The following is a 14,338-nucleotide window of genomic DNA, read 5'->3' as shown; positions in this document are numbered from 1 at the left end:
TTAGCTCTTGCGCAGGGCAAAATAGGCGCCGCAAAACGCCATTACGGCGCCGAGGCACAGCGCGGCGAGGCCGGCCAGCACGGCGGAGATGGTCGAGACCGTGCTCGGCGCCGCCGCGGCCTGGCCGGCGCCCGCCAGCATCAGCACGCCGACGACGATCAGGAACTGCCGCATCCGCTGCGGAATCTGGCCGGCCACCGCGCTGTGCATCAGGTTGGCGGTGAAGTAGCCCCCCGAAAACCCGACGCTCGCGATCAACCACCACGCAATCGCAGCACCTGCCGGCATGAACTCGTGGGTATCGGAGCGCCACAGGCCGCCGAGATCGAGCCCGTAGCGCGCGCCGAGCATATGCACGGCAAGCGCCAGCAGCACGCCTGAAATCATCGCGCCGCCGAGGATGAGGTAACGCGGAAAATAGGTCGTCTCGGGCATGGCTCGCTTGTAGGATAGGCATGACGCTCCGCGCAAGCGCGCGAACGGGCTTGAACGGGTGGAACGGCGGATTGCCAACAACGTTGCAGGATCGGTCGGAGGCAGGCGAGGGCTCAGCCGTGCGCTATGCCTACAAGGCCTCGTTGGTCGGCTCGGCGCACCAGTTCGAGCTGACCGAGGACGGGCTGGCGTGGCGGATCGCCGGCAGGTCTGGCGTGTGGGATTACGCCGACATCTCCGCCGTGAAACTGTCGTATCGCCCGGTCTCGATGCAGCAGCAGCGATTTCGCGCCGACATCGACAATGCCCGCGGCGGGCGGATCGCGGTCCTCTCGACCACCTGGCAGACCGCGACGCTGGTCGCACCGCAGGGAGATCTGTATCGCGCCTTCATCGTCGAGCTGCATCGCCGGATGCAGGCCGCGGGCAGCACCGCCCGGCTGGTCGGAGGTCTCGGGCCGAAGACCTACACCGCCGCCCTGGCGCTGCTGGCATGCCTTGCGGTCGCAATGATCGGATTGCTGCTGATGGCGCTGCTGACATCGAACTGGATGGGGGCGCTGTTCCTGGTCGGCTTTGCCGCGCTGTTCGCCTGGCAGGTCGGCGGCTTCATCACGCGCAACCGGCCGCGGCGCTACAGCTTCGATCGATTGCCCGATGCGCTGCTGCCGAAGCGACCCCGCAATCAAGCGTGATGAACCGCGACATCGTCGCGTTCACTCCGTCGAATCAAAATCCTCTTCGGTCGCGCCGAGCATTCCTGCCAGTGTCCGCAGGCCGAGCTCGAGCTGCTCCAGCGGCGGTGCGGCGAGCGCGAGCCGTACCGCATTGGGCGCGTGTCCCGGCGTGGCGGCGAAGGTCGTCGACGGCGTCAGCGCGATGTCGCGGCGCGCCGCGGCGGCGACCAGCGTCTGCGAGCGCCAATGCGGCGGCAGGGTCAGCCAAAGGTGATAGGATTTTGGGTTGGTCTGGATCTCGAAGTCGGCCAGATATTTCGCTGCCAGCTGCTGGCGGCGGCCGGCGTCGATCCGCTTCAGCCGTGACAATTCGGCGGCGGTGCCGTCGGCCATCAGCCGCTGCCCCGCGGCGAAGGCGTAGCCCGACGCCGTCCAGCCGCCGGAGCGCACCGCGGCCATGATGCTCTCGCGCAGCCGCGGCGGCGAGACGATGAAGCCGAGCGCGAGGCCCGGCGCCACCTTCTTCGAGAGGCTGTCGAGCAGGATGCAGCTGTCGGGCGCGAGCGCGGCCAGCGGCACCTGGTCGTCGAGGAAACCGTAGACGCCGTCCTCGATGACGACGAGGCCGAGCTTCTCCGTCACGCGCAGCAGCTCGGCCCGGCGCTCGGCCGGCATCGTGATGCTGAGCGGGTTCTGGATCGTGGGCTGGATGTAGAGCGCGGACAGATGCGCCTCGCGGTGCGCCTTCTGCACCGCGTCCGGGCGCACGCCATGCTCGTCCATCGCGAGCGGCACCAGCGCGATGCCGAGCCGTGCGGCGATGCCCTTCACGAACGGATAGGTCAGCGCCTCGACGCCGCAGCGTCCGCCGGGCGGCACCACGGCGGCGAGCGCGGCGGCGATGCATTGCCGGCCGTTGGCGGTGAACACGATCTGGTCGGGATTCGGCGCCCAGCTCTTGCGCGCGAGGAATTCCGCGGAAATGGTCCGCGCCGCCCGTGTGCCGAAGCTGGTCGCCGGCCGCAGTGCGCCCTCGAGCACCTCGGGGCGTTCGAGCCCCTCGAGGCTCTTGGCGATCATCGTCGCCTGATGCGGCAGCAGCGGATAGTTGAATTCGAGGTCGATGCGGGCGCCACGCGGCTCAGTCGGAGCCGCGATGCCCCGGCGCGCCTCGCCGGACACGAAGGTGCCGCGGCCGACTTCGCCGACCACCAGCCCGCGCCGCAACAGCTCGGTGTAGACCCGGCTCGCGGTCGAGACGGCGATGTTGCGGTCATAGGCGAAATGGCGCTGCGGCGGCAGGCGGTCGCCCGCCTTGAGCGCGCCGCTGGCGATCTCGGCGGCCACCGTATCCGCCAGTTTCAGGTACTCGAATCGCGACATTATTGCACCGAGAGCAATGTTTTACTTGCTCCGAGCAATGTACCGGATCATTTAAGAGGGAACAAGCCCCTGATTGTACCGAGGAGCGCGCAAGCAATCCGAGGTGACGACGGTGCAGGTGCCAAAATGGCACTTGCGTCAACGGCATAGCCTTGCCGTAGGGGCATCGAAGGAGATGACAATGACGACGCTATCCTCAACCGCCGTGGCGCCCGCGCGGCCCAGCATGTTGGGCGGATTGCTCCGATTGCTCCGAGTGTGGGGCGATGCACTCGCGACCCATTGGGTGCGCCGCGAGGCGATCAAGACGCTGCGCCAGCTCGATGACCGGACGCTGCGCGATATCGGAATCTCGCGCTGCCAGATCGAGCCCGCCGTCACCGGCGATCTCAACCTTGAGCTGGTGCGGATCCGTTGAGGCGTCAGTGGTGCGGCGTTGGACTAATGCCGCACCACCAGCACCGAGCATTTGGCGTAGCGCACCACGTGGCCGGCGTTTGAGCCGAGGAAGTAGGTGCGCATCGCCGGGCGGTGCGAGGTCATCACGATCAGGTCGGCCTTCATGATCGCGGCCTCCTCGAGGATCTCGTGATAGATGCCGCCCTGGCGGACCACGCCCGAGATGCGCTCGGGCGCAATGCCGGATTCGCGCGCCACGATCGCGAGCGCCTCTTCCGACGTTTCGCGCTGCTGGCTGTCGAAATCCGCCGGCACATATTCGGCGAGCATCACCGGCGTCATCGGCAGCACGTTGAGCAGGCGCACCGAGCCGTTCCATGTCTGCGACAGCGTCGCAGCGGTTGCGATCGCTGGCTTCGCCAGATCGGTATCGGAGAGGTCGATCGGCACGAGAATGGACTTGTACATTTGCGCCTCCTGTCCGCGATTGGTCTGGAGCCGTTTGGTCCCTGTGCCGGGACGCGCGCCTTCTTTTTGTTGAAATAGCTTGTAGTGTCGCCGCGAACCGGTCCCCCTGTCGCGCCGACATCAATATAGCATGGCGGAGCGGCGCTGTCCGCTTGCGTCAGCCGCGCGAGGCCTGCTTCAACAGTTTAGGGCTGACGAACAGGACGAGCTTGCCGCGTCGGAACGAGACGTCGTTCCAGTCGTCGGTCGCGAAGTCGAAGACGGCGAGCCCCGAGGTCGGCAGATTGTCGCTGAGCGCGCGCTTCGCGGCCTCGTCGCCGCTGCCGGTCAGCGTCAGCGCGAGTTCGTGCATGCCGGGATTATGGCCGATCAGCATCAGCCGCTTCGGATCGGTGACCGATGCCATCCGGATCGCGGTCAGTAGCTGCGCCGGATCGGCGCCGTAGAGGTCCGGCACGAATTCGACCTTCGGCGCAGCTCCAACACCCTTCAGCGCCTCGCGCACGATCTCCCAGGTCTGCGTGGTGCGGACCGCCGGCGACACCAGCGCCAGGTTGGGCAGGGGTGGATGGCGGGCGATCCAGCCGCCGATCTCCGCCGCATCGCGGTGGCCGCGCTCGTCGAGACGGCGGTCCTGGTCCTGCCCCGAAGGCGCGTCGGTTTCGGTCTTGGCGTGACGCAGCAGCAGCAAACGGCGCATGGACTTCCATTCTCGATTCGGTCTGGTCGCATTAATTCTACAGGCTCATGCCCCGGACAAGGTGACAAGCGCCACAGCGGTTCGTAAGAAACGCCATGAGCGAGACTTCCACAAGTGCGGCGGACGGCCCGGACGAGACGGCATCGCCGTTCCGCGACCGCCTGGCATTCGACCTCGACGTCGACATTTGCGTGGTCGGAGCGGGGCTGGCCGGCCTGACGGTGGCGCGCGAGGCGGCGCGGCTTGGCGCGAGCGTTGCCGTGCTCGAGGGCCGCCAGGTCGGCTGGAACGCCTCCGGCCACCATCTCGGCACCGTGATGCCGGGCTTCGGCCTGCCGATATCAGATGTGATCGAGCGTGTCGGCCTCGACGATGCCCGCGAATTGTGGGCGCTGTCGAAAGAGGGCGCCGACTATGTCCGCGCCACCGCAACCGAGGATCTGATCCCGGGCATCAACCCGAGCGATGGCGCGCTCGAGGTTTCCAATGTCGATGTCGGCGAGGCGCTGATCAGCCGGCTGCAGACGCTGGGTGTGGGTTTTGCGACCGAGGTCGAAGGCTGGCAGGTCGACCGCGTGCGCAGCGTGCTGAAGACCGGCCGCTATTTCCACGGCATCTATTATCCGAAGGCGTTCCAGATCGATGGTCGCAAATATGTGCACGGCCTCGCCGCGCTGGCGACCCGGGCGGGGGTGCGGATCTTCGAGGAGACGCCGGTCGTCAGCATCGATTTTTCCGGCATCCGCAAACGCATCGTGACGCCGACGGCGCGGCTGCGCGCCAACCATATTGTCCTCGCCGGCAATATCCATCTCGGTGCGCCGCTGAAGCGCTTGTCCGATACACTGCTGCCGGTGTGGCGCTACGCGGCGCTGACCGAGCCGCTCGGGGAACGGCTTTCGGAGACGATCGCGTTTTCCGGCTCGGTCGCCGACAGCGACGGCATCGACCATTTCCGCATCGTCGATGGCGATCGTCTGTTGTGGGCCAGTCCTGAAACCACCTGGAACGCACGGCCGCGGCGCTTGGGCGCGGCGGTGCAGCGCCGCATCGCCACGGTGTTTCCACAGCTCGGCAAGGTTCCGATCGCCGAGATGTTCGGCGGCGCGGTCGGCGTCACCGTGCATGGCATGCCGCAGATCGGCCAGTTGCGAAGAGGCCTGTGGGTGGCGAGCGGCTTTGGCCGGCAGGGGCTCAATACCTCGGCGCTGGCCGGACAGTTGATTGCGCGCAGCATCCTGTGGGGCGACGACCGCTGGCGGCTATTTTCGCCGTTCGAGCTGGTCTGGGCCGGCGGCACCACCGGCCGGGTTGCCGGTCATTTCATCGGCCTGTGGGCGAGGGGAGCCTCGTCCGCCGCGGGCGTCCTAGCGCGCTACCGCGAGGGTGCACGTGCGAAGGAACGCCTCCGCGAGGCGCGGCTGGCCGAGGCCAATTTCAAGGCGGGAACCAGGGGGCCGGCGCCGCGCCGTCCGCCGGTGCCCGTGGCGCGGCCAATGCCGCCACCGGCAACCCTGCCGGCCGAGGAGCCGCATCCTCCCGCCTCGCAAGAAAGTGAGCAGATCTCCGACGGGCGGATGTAACGTCGGAGGGCGGTGTTCGTACCTGGTAACGAACCGTGGGCACGTACCCTGGGCCCTCCGCAAACGGAGCTGATTGATGATCGATCGCCGTATCCTGCTTGCTTCCGTCGCCGGCCTGTTCGGCCTTGCCGCCTTCCGCTGGCTGCGCGCCTCGCCGGCGCAGGCCGCCGAGAAATTCGAGATCGAGAAGACCGACGCCGAATGGCGTGCACAGCTGACGCCGCAGCAATACGAGATCCTGCGCAAGGAAGGCACCGAGCGGCCGGGATCGAGCCCGCTGCTCAAGGAGCACCGCAAGGGCACCTTCGCCTGCGCCGGCTGCGACCTGCCGCTGTTCTCGTCCGAGACCAAATATGAGAGCGGCACCGGCTGGCCGAGCTTCTGGAAGCCGCTGGAGAATGCGGTCGGCACCACGACCGACCGCACCTTCGGGATGGCGCGCACCGAGGTGCATTGCCGTCGCTGCGGCGGCCATCTCGGCCACGTCTTCGACGACGGCCCGAAGCCGACCGGGCTGCGCTACTGCATGGACGGTTTTGCGCTGGTGTTTCATCCGGCGGCGCCGTCGGCGACCTGACGGCCATCGCGTTTTCGAGCGAAGCCTGTCCCGCACTTGATGCGGGATGGGTGCCGGTTCGCGTCAAGAAAACGCGTCAAAATAGGAATGAAAGAGCGCGGTCGGAACGGCGCTCCGTCCCGGCAATTGTTGCCTGCCCGGCAATTGTGCCCCGGTTAAACGGCCGGGGCTTTTTTTTCAAGCGCATGATTTTGTTACGATTCGTTTCCTGGCACGACCCTTGCGACATGCTCGGCCGATGCGGCCACTCTTGTGATTGCCAGCCGCCGGGAATCGAATTGGAGAACATGTCATGGGTATCTTCGGCGCTCTTACGACGGCGGTCGGTGGCTTGCGCGCAGGGTCGTACGCGCTCGAAAACATCTCCGGCAACATCGCCAACTCGCAGACCACGGCCTTCAAGCGCATCGATACCTCGTTCCTCGACCTCGTCCCGCAGACCGCGCTGACTGCGCAACTCGCCGGCGGCGTCACCGCGCAGTCCCGCTCGACCAACTCGGTGCAGGGCGACGTGCAGTCGGCATCGGTCGCGACCTTCATGGCGATCAACGGCAACGGCTTCTTTGCGGTGCAAAAGCCCGGCAGCTTCACAGACGGTGCGCCGGTGTTCGACGGCGTCGACCGCTACACCCGCCGCGGCGATTTCCAGCTCAACAAGGACGGCTATCTGGTCAACGGCGCCGGCTATTATCTCGAGGGCGTGCCGATCGACCCGACCACGGGCAACCCCGCGGGCAGCTCGCCGCAAGTGCTGCAATTCAAGAACGACTTCCTGCCGGCGCAGCAGACCACCAAGATCGACTATCGCGCCAACCTTGCGTCCTACCCCCTGACCACCGCGCACGACACCTCGGTTCCCGGCTCCGAGTTGCTGCGGCCGGGCGCGTTCAGTGCCGGTCACAACCCGCTGGTGATCGGTACGCCGGCCGCGCCCCCGACCGACTCCTCCGTCACTGGCACCGCACAAAACAACAAGGCGACCCCGTCGGTCGCCAATACGCTCGCCACCACGCTGAACGGTACCGCGCCCAGCAACTCGATCGCCTCCAATTTCGTGGCGGGCGACACCATCACGGTCAACGGCACCGTCCTGACCTTTGTCGCCTCGGGCGCCACCGGCAACCAGCTCAATATCACCGACACGATCGGGACGCTGCTCAACAAGATCGACACCATCACTGCCTCCGGGATCTCGTCGACGATCGCCAGCAACGGTTCGATCACGATGCACTCCGGCACCGCGGCCGACCTCAACGTAACGAGCTCGAACACCGCAGCCTTCGCGGCGCTCGGCTTCACCGGCTCAGCGGTTGCGAACCGCGGCGGTGGCGGAACGGTCGGCACCGGCCAGGTCGTCGGCAACGACAACTCGACCTTCCTGAACGAATCCGTCTCGGGCGGCGCGGTCACGGCCTACGACGTCTCGGGTGCGCCGGTGAACCTGCAATTCCGCTGGGCCAAGACCGACAGCTCCTCGCTGGGCTCCGGGCATACCGATACCTGGAACCTGTTCTATCAGGTCAATCCCAATGCGACCGGCACGCAGGTCTCCTGGCAGAACGCCAACATCAACTTCACCTTCGCCTCGAACGGCCAGATGTCGCCGGCGATCTCCTCGGTGACGCTCAACAATGCGGTCGTCAACGGCGTATCGCTCGGCAACCCCGCGATCAATTTCGGCTCCGGCGGCGTGACCCAGTTCGCGGATGCCAACGGCAACGTCCAGGTCAACCAGATCCAGCAGGACGGCTTTCCCGCCGGCCAGTTGCAGTCGGTCAGCGTTTCCACTAACGGCCGCATCGTCGGCAACTACACCAACGGCCGCAACATCGACCTCGCCGAGATATCGGTGGCGACCTTCAACGGCACCAACTTCCTCAAGCGCATCGACGGCGGTGCGTTCGAGGCGACCGACGAGTCCGGTGGCGCGCTGTTCGGCAAGGGCGGCAGCACCATCGTCGGTTCGTCGCTCGAAAGCTCGAACACCGATATTGCCGACGAGTTCACCAAGCTGATCGTGACCCAGCAGGCCTATTCGGCAAACACCAAGGTCATCACGACAACCAATTCGATGGTGCAGGATCTCCTGAACGTGGTGCGCTGATCGCATCGACGATGCACGAGTGAAGCAGTAAAGGCGAGTACAGATCATGGGTTTGGGCCAAGCCCTTTCCACCGCGATGTCGGGCCTGCGCGCCACGCAGGCCTCGCTCTCGCTCGTGTCGTCGAACGTCGCCAACGCGGAGACGCCCGGCTACGTCAGGAAGACGCTCAACCAGGTCACTGGCACCACCGGCCAGTACGGATCGAGCGTCCTCATCACCGGCGTCAACCGCCAGCTCGACGAATTCCTGCAGACCCAGCTTCGCACCGAGACCTCGGGAGCCGCCTACGCCGACGTCCGCTCGGACTTCCTTTCCAATCTGCAGGGCGTGTACGGTAATCCCGACTCCACCGGCACGATCGAGGACGCCTACAACAAGTTCCTGACTGCGGTCCAGGGCTTGTCGACCAGCCCGGAATCGCAGTCGGCACGCATCGGCGTCGTCAATGCCGCGCAATCGATGGCGCAGCAGCTCAACGCGACCTCGCAGGGCATCCAGACGCTGCGCGCCAACGCCGAGGCCGGCATCAGCGACTCCATCAACACCGCCAACAATGCGTTGCAGCAGATCGCGCGTCTCAATGTCCAGCTGCAGGCCAATGGCGGCACGGCCGACGCGTCGACCGCGGCCTTGCTCGATCAGCGCGATCGCTACGTCACGCAGCTTTCGCAGCTGATGGACATCCGTACCGTCACCAACAGCCAGAATCAGGTGACTGTGTTTACCAATTCCGGCGTGCAGCTGGTCGGCACCGAGGCGGCGGCGCTCAGCTTCAACGCCCAGGGCACGATGACGCCCAACACGCTGTACAATACCGACCCGACCAAGAGCACCGTCGGCACCATCACCATCACATTCCCGCATGGCGGCACCTACGACATGGTGTCGACCAACTCGATCCGCTCCGGCAAGATCGCCGCCTATCTCGAGTTGCGCGACAACACGCTGGCGCAGGCCCAGACGCAGATCGACCAGTTCGCCGCCGCGATGTCGAGCGCGCTGTCGGACAAGACGACCGCGGGCACTGCCGCGACGGCGGGGGCGCAGTCCGGCTTCGACCTCGACCTCTCGGGACTGCAGAGCGGCAATACCATCCACGTCTCCTACAAGGACAACACCACCGGCCTGACGCACAATCTGTCGATCATCCGCGTCAACGATCCGAGCGTATTGCCGCTGAGCAATACTGCGACCGTCGATCCGAACGACGAGGTGCTGGGAGTGGATTTCTCCGGCGGCATGAGCTCGGTGCTGTCGCAGCTCAACGGGGCGCTCGGCGGAACCGGCCTGCAGTTCTCCAATCCGTCCGGATCGACGCTGCGCGTACTCGACGACGGCGCCGCCAACAAGGCCGATGTGACCGCGGCGTCGGTCACGTCAACCGTCTCGTCGCTGACATCGGGCGATCCGCAGCTTCCGCTGTTCACCGACAATGGCGGGCTCTACACCGGCGCGATCACAGCGAACGGCTCGCAGACCACCGGCCTTGCCGCGCGGATCAGCGTCAACACCGCGCTGGTCGGCGATCCCTCGCGCATGGTCATCTATTCGACCAATCCGCAGACCCCGGCCGGCGACACCACGCGCGCCAACCTCATCCTGAACCAGCTGTCGAACGCCTCGTACAGCTATTCGCCGCAAACCGGCCTTGGCACCACGGGCGCGCCGTTCACCGGCACGCTGCTGAACTTTGCCAAGCAGTTCATCAGCCAGCAGGGCGAGTCGGCGACCGCCGCCAAGCAACTGGCCGACGGTCAGGACGTCGTGCTGAACACGCTGCAGACCAAGATGGACTCGACCTCCGGCGTCAACATGGACGAGGAGATGGCGCATCTGCTTTCGCTGCAGAACGCCTATTCCGCCAATGCGCGCGTGATGTCGTCGATCAAGCAGATGTACGACGCGCTGCTGCAGCTCACGTGAGGGTAACATGTCGATCGACGGCGTAAGCGGCAGAACTTCCTATATCGGCACCACGATCCTCAACCTGCGCAATCAGCTCAATGACCTGACGACGCAGCTTGCGACCGGCAAGGTCTCGACGACCTATGCGGGGCAGGGGCTCGATCGCGGCTTTGCGCTCAGCCTGCGCGCGCAGATCAGCGGCATCAATGCGTTCTCTGATACGGCCACCAACCTCAACACGCGCCTGAGTGTCGCCAACCTCACCTTGCAGGGGTTGTCCGACGTCGGCACCCAGGTGAAGAACTCCGCGACGACGGCGACGCTGACCCTCAACGACAGCGGCCAGACCTCGGGACAGATCACGGCGCAGGCGGCCTTCGCCAATGCGGTCGCGATGCTGAACAGCCAGTCCGGCGACCGCTATCTGTTCTCGGGCCGCGCGATGGATACGCCGGCCACGGTGTCCGCCGACACCATGCTGAAGGGCACGGCGACCCAGGCCGGGCTCACCCAGCTCATCAATGAGCGCAAGCAGGCCGATCAGGGCGTCAACCTGATGGGACGGCTGAGCGTCTCGTCGCCCCCGGCGACCACGACGGTGACAAGCGTCGCCGAGGACGGCTCGCCGTTTGGCCTCAAGCTCCTGTCGGTGCAGTTGTCATTGACCGGCGCCACCGTGACGCAGCCGACCGGCACGCCGAAGGCGACCTCGGTCGATCTCGGCGCCGTCAATCCGAAGGATGGCGACAAGATCAAGTTCAACTTCACGCTGCCCGACGGCACCACCGATGCGATCGAGCTGACGGCGACGACGACGAACCCGCCGCCCGCGGGCTCGTTCCTGATCGGCGCCGACACTGCGGCGACGACGGCCAACCTGCAGTCGACGCTGACCTCGTCGATCAAGACGTTGAGCGACACCTCGCTGGTCGCGGCCTCCGCGGTCGCGGCGTCCAACAATTTCTTCAATCCGGTCGCGACCGTCTCGGGCGCCGCCGTCAACAACCACAATACGCCGCCGGCGCCGATCAGCGGTGCCACGGCGCTTTCGGGCGCGGCCGGCACCGACTCGCTGTCCACGAGCTTCGCGGCCGGTGACACCATCACGGTGAACGGCACCCCGATCACCTTCGTTGCCTCGGGTGCCACTGGCAACCAGGTCAACGTCACCGACAGCGTGCAGACGCTGATGGCCAAGATCGACCAGATCAGCGGCACCAAGAACCCGTCGACCATCAGCAATGGTGCGATCACGCTACACGGCGCCGACGGTGAGAGCCTCTCGGTCTCGAGCTCCAATGCGGCAGCGCTCGGCGCGCTCGGCATCGCCAACAATACGACCGCAACTCCGGCGCCGCTCAGGGTCGGCGGACCGCCATTCGACACCGCGACCAACCTGGTCGCGGGCACGCCGGCCAGCACCGTCTACTGGTACACCGGCGAGAACGGCCCGGGATCAGCGCGCGGCACCGCCGTCGCGCAGGTCGATCAATCGATCACCGTGCAGTATGGCGCGCGCGCCAACGAGCAGGCCTTCCGCTATCTGCTGCAGAACGTCGCGGTGTATGCGGCTGTCACCACCAATGCCAGCAATCCGAATGCGAGCCAGCAGGTGACGGCGCTGGCGCAGCGCGTCAGTGCGAACCTCGCTCCGCAGAACGGCCAGCAGCAGATCCAGGACGTGCAGGCGGAATTCGCCGGCGCCCAGACGGCGACCAAGGCGGCGACCGATCGCCAGACCCAGCTCAAGGGCATGGCGGAAACGATGCTCGACTCGGTCGAGGGCGTCAATCAGGACGAGGTCGCGACCAAGATCCTGGCGTTGCAGACCAGCCTGCAGGCGTCGTACCAAACGACGTCGATGCTGTATCAGACCACGCTGCTGAAATATCTGCCGATTAGCTGATCGCCCGCCCTCGCGGAGGCCTTTTTCGTTTCGGGTGAGGGGGGCTAAAGCGCGATGAGATTGTGAATCATCATCGCGCTTTAGCTCCTTGTTTGAGCATGATCTTTTCGGAAAACCGCTTCGCACTTTTCCTGATCATGCTCTACGCGCTCTTGCGGGAGTCGTCCTGATTGGCGTTTTGCTGACTGCGCGCGCTTTCCAGCAGCTTCTCCTCATGCGCGATCAGCTTCTTGGATTCCTTCAACGCGTGATAGAGATCGCCGTTGAGGATGAAATTGTTGACGCTTTCGATGAACGGCCAGGCGCTCGGCATCGCGGTGATGATGTCGCGCACCAGGCTGAAATAGGTCGGGTGGTGCGCCATCGGGTCCGGCGACAGGTACATCAGCTGCACGGCGAGATAGATCAGCTTCGCCGGCGTGTCTGCGGTCTCGGGCGTCAGGATATCCTTCTCGCGCAGGATCGGGATCCGGTCGCCGTCGATCAAGAGGCGGGCCCGCTGATCGGTGTTGGTGATCACGCAATTGCCGACGATGATGCGCTCGTTCGGTTTCAGTTCGACCTTCAGGGCCATGACCGTTCTCCTTTGCCGGCAGTCGCGCGATGTCGTCGCTAGCGGAACGAAATTGTGTTCGGCACTGCTTAGCAGCCGCCGATGCGGCTAGGTGCCGATGCGACAGCGATCCTTTCCCATGATGGTTAATGCTTCGTAAACAAAGGGCGGGCGCGGGTGTCGCCGCTCGTCCGGAATCGGCAATTGTCTCAGTAGTTTTCGCAGCGAACTTCGCCCAATAGCGACAATTTTATTCTTCGGCATTCGTCTCAAATGCCGTGTTGGAGATTTCTTTTTCCTTGGCGGCTTGACCGCAGGATCGGCTCATCCGCCCGATCAGAAAGGATTGGCGCGGGCTTTTCCTCAGTTTCACACCAGAAAGGTATGAAAATGTCCGATATCATTCTCTCCTCCTCCGTTCGTCAGAACCTCCTCTCCCTCCAGTCCACCGCCGATCTGCTCTCCACCACGCAGAACCGTCTTGCCACCGGCAAGAAGGTCAATACGGCGCTCGACAACCCGACCAACTTCTTCACCGCGCAGTCGCTCGACAACCGTGCCAGCGACATCAACAACCTGCTCGACGGCATCGGCAACGGTGTGCAGGTGCTGCAGGCTGCCAACACCGGCATCACCTCGCTGCAGAAGCTGGTCGATACCGCGAAGTCGATCGCCAACCAGGTGCTGCAGAGCCCGACGGGCTACACCACCAGGTCGCAGGTCACCTCCACCGCGGCGCTCGGCGGCACCTCCGCCAACCTCGTCGACGGCACCACCATCAAGAGCGGCGACGTGCTGTCGATCGCGGCGTCGGCCGGCCAGCCCGCCTTCACCTTCACCTTCGGGGCCAGCAACTCGCTCGCGCAGCTGAACTCGTCGCTGGCGGCCAGCAACCTGACGGCGACGCTCGACAGCTCCAACAAGCTCGTCATCTCCACGACCAATGACGCGGCGTCCTCGACGATCGGTGCGGTGACCTTCACCAACACCGGCGGCGGCACCGCGACGCTCAGCGCCGCCGGCACGGCTCCGGTTGCCGACTCGGCCTCGCAGTCGGCGCGCGCCGCCCTGGTGACGCAGTACAACAACACCATCGCGCAGATCACGACCACGGCGCAGGACGCGTCGTTCAACGGCATCAACCTGTTGAACGGCGACAGCCTGAAGCTGACCTTCAACGAGACCGGCAAGTCCACGCTGGCCATCACCGGCGTCACCTTCAATGCCGCCGGCCTCGGCCTGAACTCGCTGACCGCGGGCACCGACTTCCTCGACAACAACTCGGCGAACAAGGTGCTGACGGCGCTGGGCACGGCGAGCTCCTCGTTGCGCAGCGAAGCCTCGACGCTGGGCTCGAACCTGTCGATCGTGCAGATCCGTCAGGACTTCTCGAAGAACCTGATCAACGTGCTGCAGACCGGTTCGTCGAATCTGACGCTGGCCGACACCAATGAGGAAGCGGCCAACAGCCAGGCGCTGTCGACCCGCCAGTCGATCGCGGTCTCCGCGCTGGCGCTCGCCAACCAGAGCCAGCAGAGCGTGCTGCAGCTGCTCCGCTAAGCGCGACAAGCAGTCTGGGAACGGCGGGGGAAACCCCGCCGTTTTCTTTTGTCTCCGGGATATTACGGTATCTGTCTATGCCGTCAG

General features: G+C 65.3%; 13 protein-coding genes. 8 read left to right on the top strand and 5 right to left on the bottom strand.

The window, feature by feature from the left end; translation table 11 throughout:
• Positions 1-435, bottom strand: coding sequence for a hypothetical protein (locus V5279_RS30530; protein ID WP_029085357.1), 435 nt, complete (start codon positions 433-435; stop codon positions 1-3).
• Positions 436-518: 83 nt separating this feature from the next.
• Between V5279_RS30530 and V5279_RS30525 the strand changes: the two genes are divergently transcribed.
• A complete protein-coding gene (locus V5279_RS30525) occupies positions 519-1,130 on the top strand; it encodes a hypothetical protein (RefSeq protein ID WP_414645962.1) in 612 nt (203 codons plus the stop codon).
• Between the two features lie 21 nt (positions 1,131-1,151).
• Here V5279_RS30525 and V5279_RS30520 read toward each other — a convergent pair whose 3' ends face one another.
• A complete protein-coding gene (locus tag V5279_RS30520; RefSeq protein ID WP_029085359.1) occupies positions 1,152-2,495 on the bottom strand; it encodes a PLP-dependent aminotransferase family protein in 1,344 nt (447 codons plus the stop codon).
• A 181-nt stretch (positions 2,496-2,676) separates the two neighbouring features.
• Here V5279_RS30520 and V5279_RS30515 point away from each other — a divergent pair, with 181 nt between their 5' ends.
• The gene (locus V5279_RS30515) at positions 2,677-2,913 is read left to right on the top strand and encodes a DUF1127 domain-containing protein (RefSeq protein WP_338690886.1); all 237 of its coding nucleotides are present in this window, start codon (positions 2,677-2,679) and stop codon (positions 2,911-2,913) included.
• Positions 2,914-2,936: 23 nt separating this feature from the next.
• Here the strand turns inward: V5279_RS30515 and V5279_RS30510 are convergent, their stop codons facing one another.
• Both V5279_RS30510 and V5279_RS30505 read right to left on the bottom strand, forming a co-directional pair.
• Positions 2,937-3,362 (bottom strand): universal stress protein, encoded by a 426-nt coding sequence (locus tag V5279_RS30510; RefSeq protein WP_166305952.1) that lies wholly within the window; start codon positions 3,360-3,362, stop codon positions 2,937-2,939.
• A gap of 157 nt (positions 3,363-3,519) precedes the next feature.
• Entirely contained in the window at positions 3,520-4,062 is a 543-nt protein-coding gene (locus V5279_RS30505; protein ID WP_029085362.1) for a SixA phosphatase family protein, read from the bottom strand.
• A gap of 95 nt (positions 4,063-4,157) precedes the next feature.
• Between V5279_RS30505 and V5279_RS30500 the strand changes: the two genes are divergently transcribed.
• The 5 genes from V5279_RS30500 to V5279_RS30480 all read left to right on the top strand — a co-directional run bounded on the left by V5279_RS30500 (position 4,158) and on the right by V5279_RS30480 (position 12,138).
• Positions 4,158-5,645, top strand: a complete 1,488-nt coding sequence (locus V5279_RS30500) for an FAD-binding oxidoreductase (RefSeq protein WP_338690885.1) — start codon at positions 4,158-4,160, stop codon at positions 5,643-5,645.
• A 76-nt stretch (positions 5,646-5,721) separates the two neighbouring features.
• Positions 5,722-6,222 carry a peptide-methionine (R)-S-oxide reductase MsrB gene (msrB, locus tag V5279_RS30495; protein ID WP_029085364.1) on the top strand — a complete coding sequence of 167 codons (501 nt, stop codon included), beginning with the start codon at positions 5,722-5,724 and terminating at the stop codon, positions 6,220-6,222.
• Positions 6,223-6,514: 292 nt separating this feature from the next.
• A complete protein-coding gene (locus V5279_RS30490; protein ID WP_338690884.1) occupies positions 6,515-8,326 on the top strand; it encodes a flagellar hook-basal body complex protein in 1,812 nt (603 codons plus the stop codon).
• Between the two features lie 46 nt (positions 8,327-8,372).
• Positions 8,373-10,250 carry a flagellar hook-associated protein FlgK gene (flgK, locus tag V5279_RS30485; protein WP_338690883.1) on the top strand — a complete coding sequence of 626 codons (1,878 nt, stop codon included), beginning with the start codon at positions 8,373-8,375 and terminating at the stop codon, positions 10,248-10,250.
• Between the two features lie 7 nt (positions 10,251-10,257).
• The gene (locus V5279_RS30480; RefSeq protein ID WP_338690882.1) at positions 10,258-12,138 is read left to right on the top strand and encodes a flagellar protein; all 1,881 of its coding nucleotides are present in this window, start codon (positions 10,258-10,260) and stop codon (positions 12,136-12,138) included.
• 142 nt (positions 12,139-12,280) lie between these two features.
• Here the strand turns inward: V5279_RS30480 and flbT are convergent, their stop codons facing one another.
• Positions 12,281-12,712: a flagellar biosynthesis repressor FlbT gene (flbT, locus tag V5279_RS30475; protein ID WP_166305970.1), complete on the bottom strand. Its 432-nt coding sequence runs from the start codon at positions 12,710-12,712 to the stop codon at positions 12,281-12,283.
• A 363-nt stretch (positions 12,713-13,075) separates the two neighbouring features.
• Here flbT and V5279_RS30470 point away from each other — a divergent pair, with 363 nt between their 5' ends.
• Positions 13,076-14,251 (top strand): flagellin, encoded by a 1,176-nt coding sequence (locus V5279_RS30470; protein ID WP_414645848.1) that lies wholly within the window; start codon positions 13,076-13,078, stop codon positions 14,249-14,251.
• Positions 14,252-14,338: the final 87 nt, after the last annotated feature.

The organism is Bradyrhizobium sp. 26S5 (genome assembly GCF_036923295.1).
Lineage (GTDB): Bacteria > Pseudomonadota > Alphaproteobacteria > Rhizobiales > Xanthobacteraceae > Bradyrhizobium > Bradyrhizobium septentrionale.
This window is presented reverse-complemented; position numbering and strand designations above follow the sequence as displayed.

Excerpts from the sequence above, each read along its gene's own strand:
- V5279_RS30470 (WP_414645848.1), top strand. The coding sequence starts at position 13,076 with ATGAAAATGTCCGATATCATTCTCTCCTCCTCCGTTCGTCAGAACCTC.
- V5279_RS30510 (WP_166305952.1), bottom strand. The coding sequence starts at position 3,362 with ATGTACAAGTCCATTCTCGTGCCGATCGACCTCTCCGATACCGATCTG.
- V5279_RS30530 (WP_029085357.1), bottom strand. The coding sequence starts at position 435 with ATGCCCGAGACGACCTATTTTCCGCGTTACCTCATCCTCGGCGGCGCG.
- V5279_RS30490 (WP_338690884.1), top strand. The coding sequence starts at position 6,515 with ATGGGTATCTTCGGCGCTCTTACGACGGCGGTCGGTGGCTTGCGCGCA.
- V5279_RS30500 (WP_338690885.1), top strand. The coding sequence starts at position 4,158 with ATGAGCGAGACTTCCACAAGTGCGGCGGACGGCCCGGACGAGACGGCA.
- V5279_RS30505 (WP_029085362.1), bottom strand. The coding sequence starts at position 4,062 with ATGCGCCGTTTGCTGCTGCTGCGTCACGCCAAGACCGAAACCGACGCG.
- V5279_RS30520 (WP_029085359.1), bottom strand. The coding sequence starts at position 2,495 with ATGTCGCGATTCGAGTACCTGAAACTGGCGGATACGGTGGCCGCCGAG.
- V5279_RS30515 (WP_338690886.1), top strand. The coding sequence starts at position 2,677 with ATGACGACGCTATCCTCAACCGCCGTGGCGCCCGCGCGGCCCAGCATG.
- flbT (WP_166305970.1), bottom strand. The coding sequence starts at position 12,712 with ATGGCCCTGAAGGTCGAACTGAAACCGAACGAGCGCATCATCGTCGGC.
- V5279_RS30480 (WP_338690882.1), top strand. The coding sequence starts at position 10,258 with ATGTCGATCGACGGCGTAAGCGGCAGAACTTCCTATATCGGCACCACG.
- flgK (WP_338690883.1), top strand. The coding sequence starts at position 8,373 with ATGGGTTTGGGCCAAGCCCTTTCCACCGCGATGTCGGGCCTGCGCGCC.
- msrB (WP_029085364.1), top strand. The coding sequence starts at position 5,722 with ATGATCGATCGCCGTATCCTGCTTGCTTCCGTCGCCGGCCTGTTCGGC.